Source organism: Marinigracilibium pacificum (assembly GCF_012926615.1).
Lineage (GTDB): Bacteria > Bacteroidota > Bacteroidia > Cytophagales > Cyclobacteriaceae > Mangrovivirga > Mangrovivirga pacifica.
In genome coordinates this window covers 15,070-37,799 of sequence record NZ_JABBNU010000004.1, presented here as the reverse complement: position 1 = coordinate 37,799, position 22,730 = coordinate 15,070, and the positions used below count along the sequence as shown (strand labels likewise).

The 22,730-nt window shown below is 33.9% G+C and carries 22 protein-coding genes; 12 read left to right on the top strand and 10 right to left on the bottom strand.

Features of this window, described 5'->3' with window-relative positions:
* Positions 1–18 precede the first annotated feature (18 nt).
* Together HH304_RS21390 and HH304_RS07040 are read left to right on the top strand one after the other, a co-directional pair.
* Positions 19–1,311 (top strand): AAA family ATPase, encoded by a 1,293-nt coding sequence (locus HH304_RS21390; protein ID WP_169679534.1) that lies wholly within the window; start codon positions 19–21, stop codon positions 1,309–1,311.
* Between the two features lie 13 nt (positions 1,312–1,324).
* Complete coding sequence (locus HH304_RS07040) at positions 1,325–2,524, top strand: tetratricopeptide repeat protein (protein ID WP_169679532.1); 1,200 nt, start codon at positions 1,325–1,327, stop codon at positions 2,522–2,524.
* Positions 2,525–2,552: 28 nt separating this feature from the next.
* Here the strand turns inward: HH304_RS07040 and cysM are convergent, their stop codons facing one another.
* Positions 2,553–3,431: a cysteine synthase CysM gene (gene cysM / locus HH304_RS07035; protein WP_169679530.1), complete on the bottom strand. Its 879-nt coding sequence runs from the start codon at positions 3,429–3,431 to the stop codon at positions 2,553–2,555.
* 168 nt (positions 3,432–3,599) lie between these two features.
* Positions 3,600–4,406 (bottom strand): rhomboid family protein, encoded by an 807-nt coding sequence (locus HH304_RS07030; RefSeq protein WP_169679528.1) that lies wholly within the window; start codon positions 4,404–4,406, stop codon positions 3,600–3,602.
* 255 nt (positions 4,407–4,661) lie between these two features.
* Between HH304_RS07030 and HH304_RS07025 the strand changes: the two genes are divergently transcribed.
* The 5 genes from HH304_RS07025 (at position 4,662) to HH304_RS07005 (ending at position 7,869) form a co-directional block, all read left to right on the top strand.
* Positions 4,662–5,189 carry a hypothetical protein gene (locus tag HH304_RS07025; RefSeq protein ID WP_169679526.1) on the top strand — a complete coding sequence of 176 codons (528 nt, stop codon included), beginning with the start codon at positions 4,662–4,664 and terminating at the stop codon, positions 5,187–5,189.
* A 34-nt stretch (positions 5,190–5,223) separates the two neighbouring features.
* Positions 5,224–6,093: a zinc-dependent peptidase gene (locus HH304_RS07020; protein WP_169679524.1), complete on the top strand. Its 870-nt coding sequence runs from the start codon at positions 5,224–5,226 to the stop codon at positions 6,091–6,093.
* Positions 6,094–6,174: 81 nt separating this feature from the next.
* On the top strand, positions 6,175–6,663 hold the full coding sequence (locus HH304_RS07015) for a hypothetical protein (RefSeq protein ID WP_169679522.1): 489 nt from the start codon (positions 6,175–6,177) through the stop codon (positions 6,661–6,663).
* 11 nt (positions 6,664–6,674) lie between these two features.
* Positions 6,675–7,118, top strand: a complete 444-nt coding sequence (locus HH304_RS07010; RefSeq protein WP_169679520.1) for an SRPBCC family protein — start codon at positions 6,675–6,677, stop codon at positions 7,116–7,118.
* Positions 7,119–7,323: 205 nt separating this feature from the next.
* Entirely contained in the window at positions 7,324–7,869 is a 546-nt protein-coding gene (locus HH304_RS07005) for a hypothetical protein (RefSeq protein ID WP_169679518.1), read from the top strand.
* 71 nt (positions 7,870–7,940) lie between these two features.
* Here the strand turns inward: HH304_RS07005 and epsC are convergent, their stop codons facing one another.
* Complete coding sequence (gene epsC, locus HH304_RS07000) at positions 7,941–8,768, bottom strand: serine O-acetyltransferase EpsC (protein ID WP_169679516.1); 828 nt, start codon at positions 8,766–8,768, stop codon at positions 7,941–7,943.
* 135 nt (positions 8,769–8,903) lie between these two features.
* On the bottom strand, positions 8,904–10,223 hold the full coding sequence (locus HH304_RS06995; RefSeq protein WP_169679514.1) for an LruC domain-containing protein: 1,320 nt from the start codon (positions 10,221–10,223) through the stop codon (positions 8,904–8,906).
* Positions 10,224–10,564: 341 nt separating this feature from the next.
* Between HH304_RS06995 and idi the strand changes: the two genes are divergently transcribed.
* Both idi and HH304_RS06985 read left to right on the top strand, forming a co-directional pair.
* Positions 10,565–11,077 carry an isopentenyl-diphosphate Delta-isomerase gene (gene idi, locus HH304_RS06990; protein ID WP_169679512.1) on the top strand — a complete coding sequence of 171 codons (513 nt, stop codon included), beginning with the start codon at positions 10,565–10,567 and terminating at the stop codon, positions 11,075–11,077.
* A gap of 160 nt (positions 11,078–11,237) precedes the next feature.
* A complete protein-coding gene (locus HH304_RS06985) occupies positions 11,238–12,290 on the top strand; it encodes a T9SS type A sorting domain-containing protein (protein ID WP_169679510.1) in 1,053 nt (350 codons plus the stop codon).
* 26 nt (positions 12,291–12,316) lie between these two features.
* Here HH304_RS06985 and HH304_RS06980 read toward each other — a convergent pair whose 3' ends face one another.
* Complete coding sequence (locus HH304_RS06980; protein ID WP_169679508.1) at positions 12,317–13,351, bottom strand: metallophosphoesterase family protein; 1,035 nt, start codon at positions 13,349–13,351, stop codon at positions 12,317–12,319.
* A gap of 94 nt (positions 13,352–13,445) precedes the next feature.
* On the opposite strand from HH304_RS06980, the gene HH304_RS06975 reads away from it, so the two are divergent.
* Positions 13,446–14,303: an ion transporter gene (locus tag HH304_RS06975; protein WP_169679506.1), complete on the top strand. Its 858-nt coding sequence runs from the start codon at positions 13,446–13,448 to the stop codon at positions 14,301–14,303.
* Here HH304_RS06975 and HH304_RS06970 read toward each other — a convergent pair.
* Positions 14,300–14,956: an outer membrane beta-barrel protein gene (locus HH304_RS06970; protein ID WP_169679504.1), complete on the bottom strand. Its 657-nt coding sequence runs from the start codon at positions 14,954–14,956 to the stop codon at positions 14,300–14,302. The two genes, HH304_RS06975 and HH304_RS06970, sit on opposite strands and share 4 nt — an antisense overlap.
* A 136-nt stretch (positions 14,957–15,092) precedes the next feature.
* Between HH304_RS06970 and HH304_RS06965 the strand changes: the two genes are divergently transcribed.
* Complete coding sequence (locus HH304_RS06965; protein ID WP_169679502.1) at positions 15,093–15,431, top strand: DUF202 domain-containing protein; 339 nt, start codon at positions 15,093–15,095, stop codon at positions 15,429–15,431.
* Here HH304_RS06965 and HH304_RS06960 read toward each other — a convergent pair.
* From HH304_RS06960 to HH304_RS06950, 3 genes are read right to left on the bottom strand one after another with little or no spacing between them, the layout of a single operon-like run.
* Positions 15,403–17,190 (bottom strand): SLC13 family permease, encoded by a 1,788-nt coding sequence (locus tag HH304_RS06960; RefSeq protein ID WP_169679500.1) that lies wholly within the window; start codon positions 17,188–17,190, stop codon positions 15,403–15,405. The two genes, HH304_RS06965 and HH304_RS06960, sit on opposite strands and share 29 nt — an antisense overlap.
* 57 nt (positions 17,191–17,247) lie before the next feature.
* Positions 17,248–18,135: an alpha/beta fold hydrolase gene (locus HH304_RS06955; RefSeq protein WP_169679498.1), complete on the bottom strand. Its 888-nt coding sequence runs from the start codon at positions 18,133–18,135 to the stop codon at positions 17,248–17,250.
* Positions 18,136–18,138: 3 nt separating this feature from the next.
* Positions 18,139–20,130: a heavy metal translocating P-type ATPase gene (locus HH304_RS06950; protein WP_169679496.1), complete on the bottom strand. Its 1,992-nt coding sequence runs from the start codon at positions 20,128–20,130 to the stop codon at positions 18,139–18,141.
* A gap of 253 nt (positions 20,131–20,383) precedes the next feature.
* On the opposite strand from HH304_RS06950, the gene HH304_RS06945 reads away from it, so the two are divergent.
* Positions 20,384–20,860: a hypothetical protein gene (locus HH304_RS06945; protein ID WP_169679494.1), complete on the top strand. Its 477-nt coding sequence runs from the start codon at positions 20,384–20,386 to the stop codon at positions 20,858–20,860.
* 196 nt (positions 20,861–21,056) lie between these two features.
* Here the strand turns inward: HH304_RS06945 and HH304_RS06940 are convergent, their stop codons facing one another.
* A complete protein-coding gene (locus HH304_RS06940; RefSeq protein WP_169679492.1) occupies positions 21,057–22,229 on the bottom strand; it encodes an alpha/beta hydrolase-fold protein in 1,173 nt (390 codons plus the stop codon).
* Between the last annotated feature and the right edge of the window lie 501 nt (positions 22,230–22,730).

Sequence of the window (22,730 nt, the reverse complement as noted above, 5' to 3'; positions counted from 1 at the left end):
TTTTTTTCTTTCAACGAAGTGAATAAGGACACAGTCAATGCATTAGAAGAAGCTCTAAAAGTTTCTCCCGATAATGTGATATTAAGAAAGCAAATCGCAAATGGGTATTTTGGCTTGAAAGATTATGAAAATGCAAAAGAGCATCTTAAAATCATACTCTCACAAGTTGACGAATTCGACACCAAACTGCTTTTAGCAAAATGCTATTTGAATTTGGAGAATAACTATCCCGGTATATTAATTTGTGAAGAGCTTCTCGAAAATGAACTTAACACTGACCTTATAGAGGTCTATCTACAATTGTTAATCAATAACGGGCAAATTGGAGATGCTGTTGATCAGTATCAAGCTTTCCAATTAAAGCTTCCTGATTATAGAGATGAAGTTATTGAATCACAATTGAAAATCACAGTTGAAGAACCTGAGCATGATGGTTCATCTTTCGATGCATTCCTTGAAAAACCTGATTCCAATTTCTCAAAAGTTGGAGGAATGCAAAATGTTAAAGATGAGATTAGCATTAAGATAATCCAGCCATTACAAAACCCTGATCTGTTTAAAGCTTTTGGTAAAAAAGCAGGAGGGGGAATCCTGATGTATGGACCTCCGGGTTGTGGTAAGACTTTTTTAGCCAGAGCCACTGCTGGTGAGATTGATTCCAAGTTTATGAATATTGATCTCGACGACATCATGGATATGTACATTGGCAATAGTGAAAAAAACCTGCACCAGAGGTTTGAAATATGCCGAAAACATAATCCATGTGTGATGTTTATCGATGAGATTGACGCTCTTGGAAGTAAACGGAACGACCTTAAAAATTCTGCCGGAAGAAATGTCATCAACCAATTCTTAAAGGAGCTTGATGGCGTTGATACAGATAACGAAGGGCTATTGGTATTAGGAGCAACAAATGCACCTTGGCATATGGACTCAGCGTTTTTAAGACCAGGAAGATTTGACAGAGTGATCTTTATTCCACCACCTGACTTAGCGGCAAGAATAGAGATTTTTAAGATAATGACTGCTGAAAAGCCTGTGGAAGCACTTGACTATGAAAAACTGGCTAAAAAAACTGACAAATTTAGTGGTGCAGATATTCAGGCAGTTTTAGATATTGCTATTGAAGAGAAACTTAGAGTTTCAATGCGTAGTGGAAAGATAGAAAAAATTACCACAAATGATTTATTGCAGTCAATTAAGAAAGTCCGTCCTTCAACAGCAGAATGGTTAGCTACAGCTAAAAATTATGTTTTATATTCGAATGCATCAGGATTATATGATGATGTAAAAGAATATCTCAACCTATAACATTTTTTAAACTATGTATTATAACGACACCCTTGATACCATTGAGACGCTAATTATTAATGAAAAATATGATCATGCACTCAATAAAATTGAACAGGCATTCCATGAAGGTTCTGACGATCCATATTTATATGCTCTTAAGGCCAGAATATATAACAATAAAGAAAATTATAAGGGAGCAATTGATTTAATCAATAAAGCAATATCAGAAAACCCTGAAGAGGATTACTTCCTGTTCATAAAGGCTCAAATAAAATACAATCAGTCTGATTTTAGCGAGGCTGAGCATTATATTAGAGAATCAATTCAACAATTCCCTCACTCACATTATTTCAGCCTTCTTACTGCTATATTATTTAAGCAAAAGAAGTATAAAGAAGCAGAAAAATCCGCTTTAAAAGGGCTTGAACTTGATGCTGAAAATGAAGAATGCCGTAATTTATTAGCTCTAATATATAACATTACCGGAAAGAAAGATATTGCTAAAAATCATATCGATGGACTTCTAGAACAAAATCCTGAAAATGATTTCGCCCATGTAAATGCAGGTTATCAGGAACTAGCCAAAGGAAACTATAAAAAAGCAAAGGAACATTATGCCACTGCTTTAATGATAGATCCAACTAGTGAAGTAGCGAAAAGCGGAATGCTTGAGGCTGTAAAGTCATCGAATTTCTTATATAGATGGATTCTGAAATACCAAATATGGCTATCGACATTATCAAAAGGTGTGCGAATTGCATTTCTAATTGGATTAGTTGTAATTGTTCAGGTAGTTCCTGTATTAATTCCATTTTATTTGGTTTTAATATTTAGCACATGGTTTATTGGACCCGTTTCAGATGTGATTTTACTAATAGATAAATATGCCAGAAACCTGCTTGAGAAGAAAACATATGTTTCAGCTATTATCAATGCTGGTCTCTATTTAATAGCAATAGTAAGTTTGACTGCGGGTTTCACTATAGACACTTCTTTTTTAGTTTTAGGATTTTCAATAATGCTGGCAACTATTCCTATTTATAAAATTGACACCATCAGCAACACAATCAAATCAATAATAAATATTGGTATCGTTTTAGCTTTTATAGGCTTAGGGGCTTTCGAGGTTATTAATGCATTTGTATTAAACGGTGAAGCTGGTAAATCAATTTCAGCATTATTGATTTTAACTATAGTCTATTCCTGGTTTAGTGGAATATTAGAAGATTAAAAAAAGCCTCAATAGAGGCTTTTATATTTTATTCAAACAATTCAGAGCTCAAATATCGATCACCACGGTCACAAGTAATACATACGATCACCCCTTCATCTAACTCTTCTGCAAGTTTCAGTGCGGCATGTAGTGCACCACCACTACTCATTCCGGCAAGAATCCCTTCTTTCTGAGCCATAAGTCTTGTCATTTGAGTAGCTTCTTCCTGGCTTACATCAATGATTCTGTCAACTCGGTTAGCATCATAAATTTTTGGTAAAAATTCCGGAGACCAACGCCGGATTCCGGGGATACTAGAGCCATCTTTTGGTTGGGTTCCAACAATTTGCACCTCGGGATTAACCTCCTTTAAATATCTTGATACCCCCATAATTGTACCAGTGGTACCCATTGCAGACACAAAGTGAGTTATCTTACCGTAAGTATCACGCCAGATCTCAGGACCGGTAGTACGCTGGTGCATTTTATAATTATCCGGATTTCCAAACTGGTTTAGAATATAATACCCTTCCTTTTCAGCCATTTCTTCAGCAAGAGTTCTGGAATATTCTATAGTCTTTTCAGCAGGAGTTAGGATAACTTCGGCACCATAAGCTTTCATCGTTTTAACTCGCTCTTCAGTGCTGTTATCAGGCATGATCAAGGTCAAATTCAAACCCTTCAACGTTGCGATCATAGCCAGAGCGATTCCAGTGTTACCTGAAGTTGCCTCGACCAATTTATCTCCTGGCTTAATATCTCCACGCTTAAGTGCTTCAGAGATCATACCGAAGGCAGCCCGATCTTTTACAGAGCCACCGGGATTCTGACCCTCAAGCTTACAATAAACTTTAACATTTTTATTTTTATTGAGATGTCTTATTTCAACTAAAGGAGTATTTCCAACAAGATGTTCGATGTTCATTTTTATCGGTATTGATAGTTTTAGTAATGTTACGAAAAGGCGAGGAGAGTGTTTTGATTTATCATTACTTATTAAACCAATTTAGTTTCACAAGTATTTAGTTCTAGTATTACATCAGGTAAAGGATGGTAAAAATGATCCTAATTACAAATCCTTTTAAATACTTAACTATTTAGATAATTCCTTCAACCTCTCTTTTTCCTTTTCAGATAGACTACTATATCCTTTATCACTAATCTTATCCAATAAAAAATCAATTTGTTCCTGGTTACTTATTTCAGCAACTTTTGATGGTTGCCGTATTGGAATCCCAAATGATTCATACAATAAAAATGTAGGGTGTTTAATGATATATAACACAAACCCCAGAGCAGGAATGCCTAAAAGACCATAAACCCATAAATTATCAATAAAAACCGAAGGAATAAGTAGTACAGGAATTATCATCCCAACTATTGCACCTCCCAAATGAGCTTCATGACCTATATTTCCTTTTTGTTTTTTTATTCCCCAGATAGAAAAAATCACAAATAATAATCCCATGAGCCAGGAATCAAAACCAAAGGGTATTATTATAAAAGATATTTCAGAAAATGGATCAATAACAATTGTTGAAAACACTACAGCATAAATAGCACCTGAAGCACCAAGAGCTTTATAATCGCCGTGATTTCTATGAACAAAAAGAGCAAGTAAATTGCCACCGATCAATCCTGCAAAATAGATTAGCAAGAAACCCGACAGTCCAAACGCAAATATTGCATAAGATCCAAAAGAGGAAAGTGCAATCATGTTAAACCCAAGATGAAACCAGTCTCCATGTAAAAAACCAGAACTAAGTATCCTATAGTACTCCTTGTTGATTAAGATTCTATCAATATCAAATACATACTTTTGCTGATAAGAATAATCAGTAAACCCCTTATAAGAGGTTAAGCCAATTATGAATATAAACAGATAAATTATTGGTTCCATAGTTGAATTACACCGGATTAAATGCACTAAATATTAACCAGCATTTAGCCTTATTAAAAAAGTTCCATATTCACGAAAATAGCTTAAGAATTATAGTTTTCAAACTAGTAATAAATATTCAAATAGGTTACTTAATAGTTTCTTACTATTAATATCTCATATTATGATTTGCAAGAGCTGCTTCTTTTAAATATTTTAGAGCAATTTTTGGAATTTATCGAAAGATGTTAAATCAATATTTTTTTCATTTACTATATGAATTTATCAAAACACTGTCAACTTTGTGAAAATCGTCAATATGATATAAATACTGGTACAAAATGTAAATTAACAGACCAGGAACCTTCTTTTCAAAAGAAATGCCCTGAAATCAAATTTGATGAAAAACTTGATAATACAATAAAGGAAATTAATACCGAATATGAACTCGTAAAAAGATCGAAATCATTATCAATTGGAAATTTTATCTTCTTTTTAGTTGTAAGTATTGCCTTTATTGGAACTGGAATTTATCTAGGAGTCTATATTTTTGATAAAGGTGTTTTATCGACTGTTCCCATTATAGTAATTGCCGTTGGTATAGGAGTGCTACCATTAGCTTCTGGCCCGTTAAATAAATATATTCAAGGAATTAAAGTTGCAGAAAAGAAGAGAGAGGAATTAAATGAAGTTCTGGATTTATACAACATTAAGTACAATATCAATGTCATAATCAAGAAAGATCTGCATGACAACCTTGACATTTCTCATGAATTAACTTTTTTGAGAAAGCATTATAAATAAAATTTAAAGGCCTTTATTATAGAGCATATTTACAATGGCAATTTTTATTGTAGTAATCATGATCATCCTTATTGGTTTGATCTTGAATAAAAACAAAAACACAGCAGGGAGGAAGGCAAAAAAAGCAATTCTGATTCCTGATGAATGGAAAAGCATTCTAAAGAAAAATGTTGCTTTCTACAATGCTCTTTCAGCCCAGGAAAAAACTAACTTCGAAGTAAGAGTTTACGACTTTTTATCATCATGTAAAATAACCGGTGTCAAAACTAAGGTTGAATTAATAGATAGAATTCTGATAGCCGCAAGTGCAATAATTCCGGTATTTTCATTTAAAAACTGGCAATACCCAAATATTGAAGAGGTTTTACTTTATCCGAATAGCTTTGATCATGATTTTAATACAGAAGGAGGTGATCGTAGAATTCTTGGAATGGTAGGAACAGGATATATGGAAGGGAAAATGATTCTATCCAGAAATGCCTTAATCACTGGCTTTGAAAATGAATCAGATAAAAAAAATACTGCTATCCATGAATTCATTCATTTAATTGACAAGGCTGATGGAGTAATAGACGGTGTTCCTTCATTATTACTAGACAAACAATATACTATTCCATGGTTAGATCTGATAAATAAGAAAATTGGAGAAATTGAAGACAGGAAATCTGACATAAATCCTTATGGCGGAACAAATAATGCTGAGTTTTTTTCTGTTGCTTCAGAATACTTCTTTGAGAGACCAAAATTAATGGAAAAGAAGCACCCCAAGCTTTATAAAAAACTCGAAATGATATTTATGCATGATATGTCTGAGAGAAATTTAGATATTCCAAATCAAAATATTGGCAGAAATAGTCCATGCCCATGTAATAGTGGTAAGAAATATAAAAGATGTTGCGGTTAATATCATCTTCCAATGCACAATATGATTCTTTCATTAAGCAAAAAAATCACCTAATTTAAAGAGGTCTATTAAAAACCAACTATGAATAAGTCTATTTATCTATCACTAACCATTATTATATTATTTACTCTTATATTTTCTGCTTGTAATAGTGATTCTATTAATGAATCTAATATAGTTGAAATAAAATCTCCTAAACTAATGGGATTTACTTCTCCTGATTCAATTATTAATGTTGCAGTTAACAAAACAATCAATCATTTAAAATCAGAAAAGCTGGAGATTAATAAACTTTATATTAGTAGTTTGGAAAACTATGATTCTATGATATTGATAGATGTATCTCATCAAAAAGCCTATGAACATGCTCATGAAATGACTAAAAATAATAAGTCTGATGGATGGGTTGTTTATCCACCTATGAGCTTTGAAGATAGTTCACACCTTTATTTGAGGCACATTTATTATTACGTCGAAAAAGACTCTATTTATGATCCTGTTAAAATTACAACAGAAAGATTTAAAAAAGGCAGGGTAGAGGGCAATCCTGAAATTTATATTGCCAATTAAAACTCAAAAGCATGAAATCTGAACCACAAATAGTAGAAGTAAGCCAAGAGTTTAATTGCTCCAAATCAGAATTATGGGATGTAATCACTAAGCATGAACAAATGGTAAAGTGGTTTTTTGAAAACATCCCTGATTTTAAGCCTGAAATAGGTTTTAAGACTAAGTTTCCTGTTCAATCAGATACACGTACCTTTACACATGTCTGGAAAATCATTGATGTAATTCCTGAAGAAAAGATTGTTTTAGATTGGAGTTATGAGGAATACCCTGGAAAAAGTATGGTGATATTTTACCTCACAACAAAAAATAAGGCATGCTCATTAACATTAACTCATCGGGGTTTGGATTCTTTCCCATCTGAAATTCCAGAGTTTAAAATAGAAAGCTGCAAACAAGGGTGGGAGTATTTCATTAATAATAGACTAAATAGTTATCTTAAAAATACCCTGAAATAGGTAATATTCTATTATCTATCAATAATAAAACACATACTCACAACCGTAACATATTTTTTAGGTAAAATTTTACCAATTTATTTAAACAATATTGATTTAATAAGATTAATTATTATTAAATTAATAATACAAATGACTGATGATTAGTCATTAATAAAGACAACACAAAAGATCGAACAATTTCAAAACAAAAATTTTATTTATTATGAAAAAGTTATTGACAATAATCTTTTCTCTTTTGGTAATGGTAGTCTATGGTCAAAACACCCAGTCTATCATGATCAATGCTGAAGAGGTTCCTGAAGGAAATACTCCTGAGCATATTGTGGCTGCAGTAAAAAGGGACTTTCCAAATAGCCAGGTAGTTAGTTATCATTTAGCGCGAGCTGATCATATCAACACTCATTGGACCCTTGAAGAAGATCACTATATGATGGATGAAGAAGGTCCCGACCATTATACTGTAAAGCTTGAAAGCCCTAATGATGATAGCTACATTTATGCACTATATGATAAAGATGGAAAATTAATTGAGTCAAAAGTTTTCACGGAACAATTCCCTTTACCACAAGATATTGTTAATCAGGCCACTTCAGGTAAATTTGAGGGCTATACAATTGTCTCTGATGAATTCTATCGTGTTAAAAGGCATGATCATGGAAAGGAATATATTCAGGTTAACATCGAGAAAGGTAAAAAACATAAAAAACTGTTTTTTAGTACTGATGGAAATCTAATGAAGGTAAAATAGTTACTACAAAAAAAATAAAAAGGGACACTTTATCAGTGTCTCTTTTTATTTCAGAAGTTATCAAAAACTATTTATGACTTAAAGGTTATCATATCATGACCTCCTTCACTATTTGTCATTTTTGCTTTATAGTAAACCTTTGAATTTTCTGCCACTGATTTAGTTAACCATACATTTCCTCCAATAACAGAATCTTTTCCTATTACAGTGTCACCTCCTAAGATCGTAGCTCCAGCATAAATAATCACATTATCTTCAATAGTTGGGTGTCGCTTTAATTTAGCCAGCTTTTTATCAACGCTTAAAGCACCAAGTGTAACACCTTGATATATTTTTACTCTATTACCAATTACCGTTGTTTCTCCAATTACAATACCAGTACCGTGGTCAATACAGAAAAAGTCTCCAATTTTTGCTCCCGGATGAATATCTATTCCGGTGACACTATGGGCATGTTCAGAGATTATTCTTGGAATCAACTTAACTTTTAATTCATTCAATCGATGTGCTATACGATGTGCTGCAATTGCATAAAACCCCGGGTATGTCCGAACTACCTCCGTATAACTATTTGCTGCCGGATCGCCAAGATACATAGCCTTAATATCCTTCTCTAATTTACCTTTTATATCAGCCAACGAATCAAAAAACTCATCCGAAACATCAATTCCTTCATCGATACACAACCCCTTATTTCTATCCATTATGTCCTGAAATGATTTGCGCAAATCTTCAGCATAAGAACGAAACTGATCATAGTCTCTAATTTCTTGATGTGCATATTCCGGAAATAAAAACCCCATTAATGAAACAAAAAAGTCCTTAACGGCTTTTGGTGAGGGGCATTCAGCAGCCTCTCGATGTTCATTAAATAGATTTTTAATAAAATTCTCGTCCATTAGATAATATTTTAATTGGTAAACGAGTCCAAAACTCATTAGTTAATAAAATTCCAATTTCTTTATGATATAAACCAAGATATCAATAAAAAAGCCCGACAAAAATTGCCGGGCTTCAAATTGGTTATAAAAATCTTATAGTCCGCAAACTGTTCTGTCAAATGTCAAGTTAACATCAGTCAGGTTATCAGCCCAGTTAGGATTCCATCCATCAGTGATAGACATGAAATCTGCGTATGGGCCCATAATCATTTGTCCTTCTTCAGGCCATTTCCAATCAAATGGAATTAAAATACCATTTGGATACTCTTTTCCATTTGAAGCAATCCATGTATTAGCCGCATGCTGATTACCTGGTAATTCCCAGATATACAGATCATAGAATACATCCGGAGCAGCTTCATATCCCCAGTTATAAACTCTTAAGAATGGATCATAAGGTGCTGCAGGATTGAAATTGAATGTATCGTCAGTTGATATAGTAATCATCATACTAGCACCAGGATAACATCCGTCAGCACTTACAGTGTTAGCAAATGGATCACCAGGAATTGCATCAGTTGTATTTTCAAATACTGTTACCATATATTTATCACCAACCAATTCATAATCATATGCTCCCAAAATACTTACTACACCCTGAGCAGGAATCATAAATCTGAAACTATGATCAAGAGAAGCACCTCTGGCAGCTGCAAACAAAGTGATTTTTAACTCTGAAGCAGTTCTGATTATTGCTGACTGAACAACAAGGTCATTGTAGTCTGCATCATTCGCATTATCTAATAAGTCTTCCCAAGCATAAGTGAAGTCAATTGTCGGATCTTCACACTCTTCTTTACAGAATTCAAAGAACACACCCCAGTTTGCTCCAGGGAACTGCTTAGCACCATCAAGAGTAACACCTTTATCTGACTCATCACAAACACCACCCCAAGCAGTTTCTCCGTTAGAAAGAGCAGCGTGAGTAGCTACGAAAAAGCAATCTCCAAACATATCAACATATGAAGAAGGAATAACAGCTGTGTAAGATGTTACCATGCTTTCTGCACTCCATGACTTCTTGAATTCAAACTTTCCAGGGATTGCTCCACCACCAGAAATTTTCTTAGCAGCTTTGAATTCTTCAACACTATTAAATAAATCTAAATGAATTTCTTCTAAATAAACTCCAGGCTGAGTTACATTATATGTTACATAAAGGTTTCCACCTTCATATGCAACTTGAACTGTACCGGCCAACATATGTTGTCCCGCTACCAAACAAACTTCTTTACATGCTGCCGGTGCATCAACTTCATAATCCATTAGATCATAATTCATTGATTTACCTGCATTTTGCTTTCCTTTCAGGGGCTTAACCTGCTCTCCATCACTACAGCTTTGCAATATGACGATTGATAGTCCAATCATCATTAGTGATAAAAAGCCTAATTTTGACTTGTGGGTTTTCATAAGGTTAGAAATGATTTAAATTGATAAATTTTATTTTTTCCATTTATAGTACAATTATACGGGTATTATTTATAAATAAAAAATTATTTAATTGCATTTTTTGAAGAATTATCAAGAATTTTGACTTATATAATTAATAATCACTGGGTAAACATTTTTCTCATCACTTAAATTTTCTTTACTATTTATTGTAAAAATTAATATTGCAATTAACAGATTATAATAGATGAAATTATATCTAATCTTTAATATCAATAAAATAAATATGGTCATTAACAAAACAATTATGGATATTGTAAAGTAATTGATATGGCAATTTTTTTTAAGACAATAAAACTATAATGGAAGATCAATTAATAGTAGTTAACGAAAAGGATGAAATTGTGGGCTATGGCGAAAAAATGCCTATTCACAAAGAAGGTTTACTACATAGAGCTTTTTCTATATTCGTTTTGAATGATAAAAATGAACTTCTTCTTCAACAAAGAGCGTTACATAAGTATCACAGTGCTGGTTTATGGGCAAATACATGTTGCAGCCATCCAATTAAAGGGGAGGATCAGGAAATCACTATTCATCGCCGATTACAGGAGGAAATGGGATTTGACTGTCACTTAGAAAAAATATTTGATTTCATTTATAAAACTGAATTTGGTAATGGTCTTACAGAATATGAGTTTGACCATGTTTATTTAGGCCGATATAATAATGATCCTATTCCTAACCCTGATGAGGTTGCTTCATTTAAATGGATTCATATTGATGATATTAAAAATGACATGAATAATAATCCTGACCAATATGCATATTGGACCAAGTTTGCAATAGATAAGTTCTTAGCCAAAATAAAATAAATAGCCCTAGACAATATTATTATTTACATAATTACTGGTATTTAAGTATTTAATCTATGATTAGGCATTAGTAATCGAGAGAATGTATTTTTTAATCTATAAGTGGGTTACCAAATTCCATTTTGAGTATTAACAAGTACAGATTATAATTTTTTACACTATGCTTTGTAGATTTTTAATACTTTTACCATTAATTCTGTTTACTTTTTCAACCAAAGGACAAACAACTGTAAATGATCAGAAAGGAAATTGGGAAGATCCTTCTCATTGGGTTACCGGTATACCAGGAAGTATTACGGGTAATCTTTTATCACTTACAAATAATACTACCATAATAAATGGTACCACTATTGCAGAAAGAGACTTTTACTTAAGCAATAGTAGTTTGGTTATCAATCCGGAAGATACCTTAGTAATTAATGGAGATTTATATGTGGATTATTTTTCAACCGTCCAAAATAATGGGTTATTAGTTGTTCTGGGAAATGCAAGTACTTCTTGGTTTAGCGCTATTTATAATTCTGGTGAAGTTGTAGTAAAAGGAGATGTTGGAGGCTTTGATTGGGGTACAGATTCAGGAGATTCCTATACTTATGGTAATACAGGAACCTTTACTCAGGTAGGAGAGGAAGGAGATGAAAATGACTTATTAGCGAATAACCCTGGTTTACATGCCTATGTTGATGAAATGATAACCATTCTTCCTGTTGAATTGATTTCATTTGAGATTGATATTAATGAAGATGAAGTTTATCTAACCTGGGCTACGGTTAATGAAAAAAACAATGATTACTTTGAAATTCTAAGATCAAAGGATGGTACTAATTGGTATAGTGTTGGTCAGGTGGCAGGAAATGGAAATACAACTAACATTGTAAATTATTCATATACTGACAAACCGGATAATTCAGGAACATTTTATTATCGCCTCAAGCAAGTGGACTTCAATGGTGATTATGAAGAATTTAGCATACAACGCATCAGTTTTCACAGAGAACAAGTAACTATTTTTCCTAACCCATTTAAAGACTGGTTAATGATAAATACAAAATACAATCAAATTCAGATTTTTAATGAAACCGGTGAATTCATCTATGAAATACCTAATCAGGGTACTATGGCTGAAATTTACACTGGTGATTGGAAGAAAGGTATTTATCTTGTAAAAATAGTGTCAGATCAAGAAATCACAAATCAAAAAATTGTAAAATAATTTTAATAGGAGGAAGGTCATTAATTTCAAACTAATGACCTTTCGCCTAATGCTAATAATTCAAATACCTTTTTTAACCTTTCTTTTCTAATAACAGTCCGTTTGGCTCCGGCTTCCCACTTTACTAATCTTATTTCCTGATCGGCAAACTCAATACCAGTAATTCGGCCATCACTATATGAACAGCAACCTGAGTTAAAATAACAAGGGATAGCATGTCCTTCAGGGTTTAATTCGGTAGCATCATGCTTTTTCAAAGTTGCCATCCGCTTCTTTATTTCTTCTAATTCAACTGCCTTTTCATCTGACATTCCTCCCTCGAAAACCTTCTTTTCAAATCTGGCCAAATCAACTTTTAATTGATCGGCATAAGTTAGGGAATTAAAAACTGGCTCATGGGAATGCCCTGTAATTACTATAATATTATCTCCATGATTTTTTGCCCAGTTATAATACTTTTCGTCATGCTTCGAACGCATTCGAGTACTTGTTGCCGGAGTACTTAGCGGTTTGTTAAAGATTTTCTGAAAATACTTCCAGCAATACCTGACAAAAAATTTACTAATTCTGGCATATTCATCACTAAAAGTCGAGCCCTGATGCCCATGAATAAGCAAGATCTCACCTAATTCAATATCATTACCAGTGACTATGACTCTGACAGCCTCATATACCGGATCAAATAACTTTAAATGCTTTTTACATAAATCCTGGTTTTTCCAGTCAGAATCATGATTCCCATACAATCTCAAATACCGGTTATCTTTCTCAAAATTCATCTCCAACTCAGCAATATTCTGATAACTATGTAATACATCTTTAATATCATTTTCCCATAACTCTTCAATATCGCCCAGTAAAACCAAGGTAGCATTTAAAGAATTATAATGCTCCAGAGCTTGTTGATAAGTATGACTGGCAAATCTGAAATCATCAGCTTTATCACCTGTCCCTCTATGTAAATCAGAAAATATAATTGCATTGAGGCTTTTGATATCAACTTTTACCTGAAAAGCATTGTCGTACGCATTTTGAATTGTATCGATAGGTTTGATATCCATATTTCGTATGATTAATGCTTAAATTAGTTAATGCTCCTGATATTATGTTTAAAAAATGAATTGTTTTATTTTTAAATTCTATAAAATAAAACCTATGAATAAAAATACTTCTAAAGATGATAACCTTGAAGCAGATGATCATTGGAGCTCTTTCAGAAAAAAGGCTCATGAAATAATTTTTGAGGCAGATACCTTCTGGGGTAAGTTTTTTGATGTTGTACTTTTGATTGCAATTCTATTAAGCATTGTAGTTGTAATGCTTGAAACAGTTTCAGAAATCAAGCAAGAACATGGTAGTGAATTATATAAAATAGAATGGTTTTTTACGATTCTATTTACAATTGAATATGTAGCAAGGTTATGGTCAGTCAAAAAGCCCCTTAAATATGCTACAAGCTTTTTCGGAATAATTGACCTTTTATCAATCCTTCCATCATATATAGGGCTATTTATATCGGGAGCGCAAGGCTTCTTAATACTTAGGAGCATAAGATTGTTAAGAGTGTTCAGAGTATTGAAAATGGTCAGGTTTCTGGGAGAGGCCTCGCAGCTCACAGGTGCGTTAAAAGCTAGCAGACCTAAAATCATCGTTTTTGTAGGAGGAGTATTTATTCTGGTAGTGATTCTTGGTACATTAATGTATATGGTAGAAGGAGGGGAAAATGGATTTACAAGTATTCCTAAAAGTATATATTGGGCAGTAGTTACGCTTACAACTGTGGGATATGGAGATATTGCTCCTCAAACTCCTCTAGGGCAAGGAATAGCAACACTAATTATGATATTAGGGTACGGTATAATCGCAGTTCCTACAGGAATTGTAACAGCAGAAATGTCGGGGCAGGCAAAACATGTTTCTACAAATACAGATTCGTGTCCATCATGCAGTGCAGAAGGACATACAGATGATGCAATACATTGTTATCGCTGTGGAGATTTCTTACACAATTAATTACCAAGTTTTAGTACCAAACCACCATCAAACCCAAATTGATACATAGAAGAATAGTTATTTACACCACCACCAATACCTCCGGTTCCAAAATATAATCCACCTCCAAATGCCTGTGTAGCAGAAAATAAGGAAGCCTGAAGCCTCAATCCTATATTTGAACTTAACCAGAGGTTGGTTCCACCTCTGAATTGCCAGGAAAATTTAGTTGCTGAATCAGACCGCCCATTATCAGGATTGGTGATATCAAAAATTCCGGCTCCAACTCCAACACCGAAAAATGGTTCGACAAGCTCTGAAACCGGAAAATACCTGGTTGCATTAACCATTATCCAATTAATATTAACATCGAAATCAGTGAACTGTATTTCAGACCCGAACTTATTGTCTTTGTAATAAGTGGGTGAATTCGTTTCCTGCCTTTTATATTGAAGCTCAATAGCCATTAAATCAGGGACATTGTATTCAACTCCCACGCCCCATCTTAAACCATCCTGAATCTTGCCTTCAAAATATGCATTATTAGAATAGTAAGAATCGACCTTATCTTTAAAAACATAGCCTGCATATCCATTAATTCGAATTTGGGCATTCAATTCATTTGCTACAAAACTACATAACAAAAATATCGATAGTATAATTATTCTTTTCATAGGTTACAATTTATGGCGAAAGACAATATGCACTATTAATATAATTAATTGTATTATCAGATTACACACATTTATTATTTATTTATTATACTCAGGAATAATTTTTTATGTTAATTCAAAATACTTAAGTTCTAATATGAAAAAACGATTCAGAAGATTAACAAGTAATTTCGAAGTAAGGGAAAAAATAATACTCAGGGACTTTTTGGCACTGGAAAGAACTACTCTGGCGAATGAAAGAACCTTCTTTGCTTACATAAGGACGGGGCTTTATCTAACTATTGCGGGTATAGGTATATTAAAAATAGAAAATCTTGAAACCCTAAAATGGATGGCATATCTGTTATTCGGAATAAGTGCAGTTCTGATTACATTTGGGTTTTTAAGGTACGCAGTACTACAAAAAAAACTTAGTCGATTTTATGACCGGGCTGAGTTTGAAAAACTTAATGAAATGGATAAATCAGAGGAATAAAAATCATTGCCAAAATCCAAAACAATATACTTAATGGAGCACCCGCTTTAGTAAAATCTCTAAAATAGTAGTTTCCTGCACTATAAATCATCGTATTTGTTTGGTATCCTACCGGAGTCATAAAGCTGGCACTTCCAGCGAAAGCAATTGTAAGGAGCAATGGCAAAACATTAACCTCCATACTTTCTGCAACAGAAAAGGCAATTGGAACCATTAATGCAGCAGAAGCATTATTACTCACCATTTCTGTTAATAAAACTGTTGTTAGATAAAATAACCCGACAAGCATTACCGGACCTCCGTAACTAGAAACTATTAGTTCAAACTTTTCACCTATTATATTAGATAGTCCGCTGGAACTCATGGCTTCTCCCAGGCTCAATGACCCTGCTAATAAAAAGATTACTTTCCAGTCTATTGATCTGTAAACATCTGCCATATTTATAATACCCATCAGGTTTAATGCAATAATTCCTCCAAAGGCAGCAATCACCACAGATACCAGTCCAAAAGAAGCTAATAAAATCACAATAAGTATCACAAGAGTTACAATAAGGATATCCTTTTTATTAATACTATTAACCTGTTCAACCCTAAGAGAAATAAAAGGTTGATTAACATGAGTCTGACTTTGTTGAATTAATTCATAGCCCTTTTTATTGGTAAGCAATACCAGAATATCTCCTGCCTTTAGTTTGATCTCCTTTAGATTGGAAAGCTGCTTTTTACCTCTTTGCCTTATTGCTATTACTTCTGAATCGTAATGAAATAAAAAGTCAACGTCAGATAGCCTTTTACCTATAATTGAAGAATTTGAAAGCAGGACTATCTCAACTAACCGGGTTTCTTCATCCGGAAATTGTTTTTCATCAAAAGAATCTGTAATACTAAAATAGTCCCTCTCGACGAGGCTTCTGATTCTCTTAAGATTTCCTTCAATCAACAACTCATCATCCTTCTGTAATTTCATATGCGGGTCAGGATTTTCAAATACCTGATCACCCCGTTTTAAAATCTTGACTTTAATTTCTTCATTTTCAAATACATTTGATATCATTTTTGACTCTTCTTCTGGCTTTGATTTAGTCCTAACCTCAGCCAAAAACCTTTTTACACCCTCCTGATCTTTTAATTCATCGGGAGAACTACGTTCCGGAATAATTTTCTTACCAAATAATACCAAATAAGTAGTCCCGGCAATAAAAAGGATGATACCAAAAGGGGTAAAAGTAAACATTGATATCTCATCAATTCCTCGTTCTGTAGCCATTCCTTTTACTAAAAGATTGGTTGAGGTTCCGATTAGGGTACATGTTCCTCCAAAAATGGCAAAATAGGATAGAGGCATTAAAAATCTTGAAGGTGAAACTTTCAGGTTACGTGCCGTAGTACTTACTAAAGGAATTAATGTGGCTACAATTGGAGTATTATTTACAAATGCTGACAGTCCGGCAACAAAAGCACCTAAGCCCAACATCCCTGCTTTATAACTTCTATCCAAGGTTTTTGTCAATAATGGGCCTATGTAGTTAATTACCTGCGTTTTAATTAGAGCGCTGCTCAAAACGAACATGGCCGCGACTGTTAGGGTAGCTTCATTAGAAAACCCAGCAAGTCCTTGTTCAACAGTAATAACTCCTGAAAGAACTAATACCACAATTAACCCTAGAGCAACCAGATCAATCTGAAATACCTCTTTTACAAAAAGAATTAGGGCAATAACAATTACAACTAATGTAATAATTGCATCTATTGACATTCACATTCATTTTGAAGTTTATATAATCTACACGATTATTTTGTGATGGTCAATATCTTAAATTTTTAAAGATTTGATTTCTTCAGCGATAAGCTTTGGGTATTCCTCCTGAATGAAATGTCCACCATCAGTAATGGTTAGTTTAGCATGTGGCATTAAATTATGATGTGCAGAACTTAAACGACCTAATACTGGATCTTTCTTTCCCCAGAAAATTGATACCGGTCCGGTATATGCAGATGCAAACTCCTCTGTCATTTTCAAATATTTAACACTTGGGTGATCATGGTTATTTGGAACCATCCTAGATAATAATAGTGGAGCCTGATTAGAGTTTAAATCTTTCAATGGCCACGAGTATGCCTTCGAAACTTCTCCCTTTATTGATTTCTTATCGCCTTGTACCATGCCTAAATACTTCTGGGGAAACCCCGCAACCCTAAAAACCACATCACTTAATAAGGGAATACGACTAAATGAATGAAAAAGGGTTGGCTTAAAGTCTTTCTTAGGAGGTCTTATCATTGTATTTAGTAAAACCATTCCTTTCATTTTAAATTTATTATTCATTGATGCCAGCAAACCTATCGGCCCGCCCCAATCCTGACCAACAAAAATAAAATCCTGGTCAATAACCTTATTCAAAAATGAAGTAATGATATTTTGATGATTTCCAAGAGTATGGAAATTTGGGCTATCAGGTTTTGAAGAAAATCCAAGTCCTGGTAAATCAGGAGCAATACAATGATATATCTCAGGATCAAGCTCATTCATTATATTTCTATAAAGAAAGCTCCATGTAGGGTTTCCATGCATCATAAATACAGGTATTCCTTTTCCTTTTTCCAGATAATGAATGCTAAATCCATCGACATCAATATACTTGCTTTCGATACCCGAAGGAATTTGATCTTTGATAAATTGGGGGAGAGGCTTATTTTCCATCCCTTAATTTATACTTTTTTTCAATAACTGAGCATTTATAGCTACAATAACTGTACTCAGACTCATTAAAACTGCTCCGATGGCAGGACTTAAAATGATTCCGGCACCTGCAAGTACACCAGCTGCCAATGGAACTGCAACAATGTTATAACCTGCTGCCCACCATATATTTTGCATAATTTTTTTATAAGTGGCAGTACCAAATATAATAATGTTGGCAATATCTTTCGGGTTGCTATTAACAAGGACAATATCTGCAGTTTCTGCTGCTACATCAGTACCCGAGCCAACAGCAATACCTACATCAGCCTGAGCCAGAGCAGGGGCATCATTAACTCCGTCGCCTGTCATTGCAACAAATTCACCATCGTTTTGAAGATCCTTTACAATTTTTTGTTTGTCTTCAGGAAGAACTTCAGCGTAATAATCATTCAAATCCAGTTCTTCACTTACAGCCTTTGCAACCTTCTCATTATCTCCGGTAGCCATTACTACTTTTAATCCTCTTTCTTTTAATGTCTTGACAGCTTCAAAAGAGTCTTCCCTTATTTCATCAGCGAGAGCTATAAATCCCTTCAATGATTGTTCAGATAACAGGAACACTACAGTTTCAGATTCATTCTTAAATGATCCTTCCGGAATTTCGATATCCTTTTCTTTAAGATAACCAGGACTTACAATTTCAATTTTTTTACCATCTAATTTAGCCTGCATTCCCTTTCCGGTAATATTCTCAAAGTCTTTTGGTTCAGAAAGTTCCAGTTCCTTTTCCTTTGCCTTTTTAACAATTCCAGCTGCAATTGGGTGTTCGGAATTACTTTCAACAGAAGCAGCAATTCTCAATATATCATCCTCAGTTAAAGAGTCATCCAGACTTTTGATTCTAGTCACACCGAATTCACCTTTAGTTAAGGTGCCAGTTTTATCAAAAATTATCGTTGTGATTTTCCTAGAGTTCTCAAAGGCAGTTCTATTTCTAATAAGTAGTCCTTTTTTAGCACTCATAGCTGTACTTATTGCAACGACCAGGGGTACAGCCAGTCCCAGGGCATGAGGACAAGAAATAATCATAACAGTCACCATTCGCTCCAGGGAATAATCGAATTCTTTTCCTAAGGATAACCAGGCTATTAAGGTAATTATTCCAGAGCCTAAGGCAATATAAAACAACCAGCCTGCAGCCCGGTTTGCCAGATTTTGGGTTTTAGATTTCGTTTGTTGAGCATCATTAACCATTCCGATTACCTTAGAGAGATAAGAATCGTCACCAGTATGTTTTACTTTAACCTTAATAGAACCATTATCATTGATGGAGCCACCGATAACAACATCATCCACAGATTTTGCCACCGGTTTAGACTCACCGGTGATCATCGACTCATTTACATGTGATTGACCTTCAATTATTACTCCATCAGCAGGCACTTTCTCTCCGGGTCTGACTAAAATTATATCACCATTTTTTAACTCTGATATTTCTATATCCTTGGTTTCACCACCTTCCTTTACCAATCTTGCCTCAGATGGCATTAATTTAGCCAGCTCTTCCAGAGCATTAGATGCTCCCATCACAGATTTCATTTCGATCCAATGCCCTAAAAGCATTATCACAATAAGGCTGGCAAGTTCCCAGAAAAAGATCTTGCCCTCAAGCCCGAAAACCACCGCACTACTATAAAAATAGGCAACTGATATAGCCAATGCTATTAAGGTCATCATGCCTGGAGATTTATCCTTTATTTCATCAACCATTCCTTTTAAGAAAGGCCAGCCACCATAGAAAAATACTATTGAAGATAATCCAAACTGTATATACCTGTCTCCTTTGAAAGTAAAGGAATACCCAAGCAAATCCTGAATCATTGGAGCGAGTACCATAACGGGCAGAGTTAACACAACACAAACCCAAAATCTCTTTTTGAAATCCTCAATCATATGGGCATGATGATTTTGATGGTCATGTTCCGAATGATTATCATGATTTTCTTTATGCATACATGTTATTCCTGATTGATTAAATAATAGCTTAGCTTGTATTTAGTAAAGATTTGATGTTTTTAAAAATATTATCCGGAAAACTTATAATATGTTTATACGGCAAAAGATAAATAACAAAACCGAAGAGTTCAATTAGACATTCCCGGAAGATAGTTCACCAATTAACACCCCACATTAGAACAAAACATTATCATTAAATATTAGAATAATTCTAAATTAGGTAAATTAGGAAAGAGCCACAAAGATAATTATGATTAAAAAGTCTGCAGTATTATTAATGATTTGTCTTTTGGTATTTTCCTGTAATGACGATGAAGAAGATGATCGATTTTCACTCGTCGGTACAGAATTATCAATGGATGATATTGAAGGAAATTGGGAAGCATATTATGCATTATTTGAAAATGCTGCTTCAGGACCAGTCACAGAATTTGAAGTGATATCAAATGGGGGAGAAGTATATCTGGATATTCAATCGAATGGGAGATTTACGATGGAAATAGAAGTCCCTAATGAACCAGAATTAGTCTATACCGGGCAACTTGGATTTGATGAAGATTTACTGGTAGTCCAGGTTGATGGCGAGGATGATTATTTCTATCTGGGAATCTCACTGGATAATGGGGAATTATATATCTCCGGAGGACCTATAGAAGATTTCTTTGACTTAGATGATGACGGAAATCTTGATGATTCCTATGTTAAATTCGAATTTGAACGAGAATAAAAACTGAATGTAATTCCTAAGTCGATCCTTAAAAATTAAATTAAAATTAATCATAAATAATCAACTGATAATCATTTAATTATATATGATTTATTAATCCTGATTATAACCATAAATAAAGTTTTCAGCAACAACTAGAATCAAAGCTTGACAAGGAGTCATTAAAATTATTCTCACACAATATTACCTTTCATAATTATTCACCATTGCCTAAGCTTTCTATTTTCAATTTGGCATGTTCATTATCAGGATATAGCTCAAGTGATTTTTTATAATTTTCGACAGCTTTTTTATTATCACCCAGAGCTTCATAAGCTTCTCCCAGGCTATCAAAAGCATTAAATGAATCTGGAAAATTTTCTGTATTCAAGATAAAAAATGCTAATGCCCCGGATCTGTCAATTTCACTATTACTTTGTAACATTCGATAACCTATTTGATTTACCAGATGTTCCGGTGGACTAAAATTCCATGAAAGTCTCTGTGATAATGACTCAAAATGTTGAGTTAACTTTTCTATGCTTTCCACATTGCGATAGGAAATTCCATAACCCTCAAAAATGGTTGAAATTCCATTATAAAAGGCTATTGGTGGAACAGAGGCATGGTTTTCATTTTCAAAGTATTCCAGTTTTGCATGAAATTCACCTTCACATTTACTATTCAAGGCCTCATATAACCTTATATGACGATCACGATTTCTGATATTTCTTTTGTCCCAGTTTGCTGTGGCCATATAAATAAACCTTTCAAAAGATCGACTTGTCACTGTATCTAACTTATTATCCATGGTTTCTTCGTCCCATGTGCCAAAGCTTGGATCAACGGCTATGAATGCATTAAAAAGTGTTTCTTCTTTCATATAGGCATGAGTAGCCAATAATCCGCCCAAAGAATGTCCAAAAAGGATTCGGTAAGAGTTTGTTCTGTACTTTTGATCCAACTCGGGAATCAATTCATCCTCCAGAAAGCTTAAAAAGTTTTCTCCACCACCAGAATTATTCTCCCTTACTGTAACAATTTTATCAGGAGTGTAATCTCGTCTTCTGTCAACATTTCGAATACCAACTACAATCATTTCCGGAATTTTCCAACTCCGGTATAAATCGGAACTCATATAGTTGACCATTCCTGATATCGATATAAAGTGTACATTCCCATCAAGCACGATAAGCAATGGGTATTTCTTGTAAGACGATTCTTCCTGATTGTAAGAATCAGGTAGACTAACCCAATACTCTCTATCTTCATCCAAAATATTAGAGTGGAGTAAATGTTTACTGCCGATTACAATTTGTTCGGAATCTTGTGACTTTAATTGATTAACCCCTATTAATAAAAATAGTAGTATTATAATCGTTTTATTCATCCTGTTGGTTTCTATATGGTTGGTAATTAAGAGATTAGTATGATTCTATTTCTCCTACAAAAGTGTTGATGTATTAAATCGTTAATCAATCTATTTAAAAGCCTAAAATAAAGCTGATTTAGTTATAATTAAATCTTTTATTGATTTATATCCACTTTTATAGTTTAGTAGCCGAAATGTAATCGTAATCTTATAAATCTTATTCCATTACCTTTCTCTTGACGGGCCCTGACAATGATTTGCGTTCTGAATAGGAGACAGGATACGGTGGGAACAAACCATTTTAGCACAAATAAGAACCTACCCGAATGTGGGAGATAAGACAGAAGATTGCCATATCGAAAGCGCCTATCAAATTCACTTACCCGGATCCGAAATAACAACCAACTTGTAGTAATAACCATCCCTAAAGCACCTTAAAACCCTGTCGTACAGCTACAAAACAATGTCGTTTAGCTAAATAAAATCTGATGCTTAGGATTTTTTTATCATTTCACACAA

Excerpts from the sequence above, each read along its gene's own strand:
- HH304_RS07005 (WP_169679518.1), top strand. The coding sequence starts at position 7,324 with ATGAAAAAGTTATTGACAATAATCTTTTCTCTTTTGGTAATGGTAGTC.
- HH304_RS06955 (WP_169679498.1), bottom strand. The coding sequence starts at position 18,135 with ATGGAAAATAAGCCTCTCCCCCAATTTATCAAAGATCAAATTCCTTCG.
- HH304_RS06970 (WP_169679504.1), bottom strand. The coding sequence starts at position 14,956 with ATGAAAAGAATAATTATACTATCGATATTTTTGTTATGTAGTTTTGTA.
- HH304_RS06980 (WP_169679508.1), bottom strand. The coding sequence starts at position 13,351 with ATGGATATCAAACCTATCGATACAATTCAAAATGCGTACGACAATGCT.
- epsC (WP_169679516.1), bottom strand. The coding sequence starts at position 8,768 with ATGGACGAGAATTTTATTAAAAATCTATTTAATGAACATCGAGAGGCT.
- HH304_RS06985 (WP_169679510.1), top strand. The coding sequence starts at position 11,238 with ATGCTTTGTAGATTTTTAATACTTTTACCATTAATTCTGTTTACTTTT.
- idi (WP_169679512.1), top strand. The coding sequence starts at position 10,565 with ATGGAAGATCAATTAATAGTAGTTAACGAAAAGGATGAAATTGTGGGC.
- HH304_RS07040 (WP_169679532.1), top strand. The coding sequence starts at position 1,325 with ATGTATTATAACGACACCCTTGATACCATTGAGACGCTAATTATTAAT.
- HH304_RS07030 (WP_169679528.1), bottom strand. The coding sequence starts at position 4,406 with ATGGAACCAATAATTTATCTGTTTATATTCATAATTGGCTTAACCTCT.
- HH304_RS06960 (WP_169679500.1), bottom strand. The coding sequence starts at position 17,190 with ATGTCAATAGATGCAATTATTACATTAGTTGTAATTGTTATTGCCCTA.
- HH304_RS06945 (WP_169679494.1), top strand. The coding sequence starts at position 20,384 with ATGATTAAAAAGTCTGCAGTATTATTAATGATTTGTCTTTTGGTATTT.
- HH304_RS07010 (WP_169679520.1), top strand. The coding sequence starts at position 6,675 with ATGAAATCTGAACCACAAATAGTAGAAGTAAGCCAAGAGTTTAATTGC.
- HH304_RS06975 (WP_169679506.1), top strand. The coding sequence starts at position 13,446 with ATGAATAAAAATACTTCTAAAGATGATAACCTTGAAGCAGATGATCAT.
- HH304_RS06995 (WP_169679514.1), bottom strand. The coding sequence starts at position 10,223 with ATGAAAACCCACAAGTCAAAATTAGGCTTTTTATCACTAATGATGATT.
- HH304_RS06965 (WP_169679502.1), top strand. The coding sequence starts at position 15,093 with ATGAAAAAACGATTCAGAAGATTAACAAGTAATTTCGAAGTAAGGGAA.
- HH304_RS06940 (WP_169679492.1), bottom strand. The coding sequence starts at position 22,229 with ATGAATAAAACGATTATAATACTACTATTTTTATTAATAGGGGTTAAT.
- HH304_RS07015 (WP_169679522.1), top strand. The coding sequence starts at position 6,175 with ATGAATAAGTCTATTTATCTATCACTAACCATTATTATATTATTTACT.
- HH304_RS07025 (WP_169679526.1), top strand. The coding sequence starts at position 4,662 with ATGAATTTATCAAAACACTGTCAACTTTGTGAAAATCGTCAATATGAT.
- cysM (WP_169679530.1), bottom strand. The coding sequence starts at position 3,431 with ATGAACATCGAACATCTTGTTGGAAATACTCCTTTAGTTGAAATAAGA.
- HH304_RS06950 (WP_169679496.1), bottom strand. The coding sequence starts at position 20,130 with ATGCATAAAGAAAATCATGATAATCATTCGGAACATGACCATCAAAAT.
- HH304_RS07020 (WP_169679524.1), top strand. The coding sequence starts at position 5,224 with ATGGCAATTTTTATTGTAGTAATCATGATCATCCTTATTGGTTTGATC.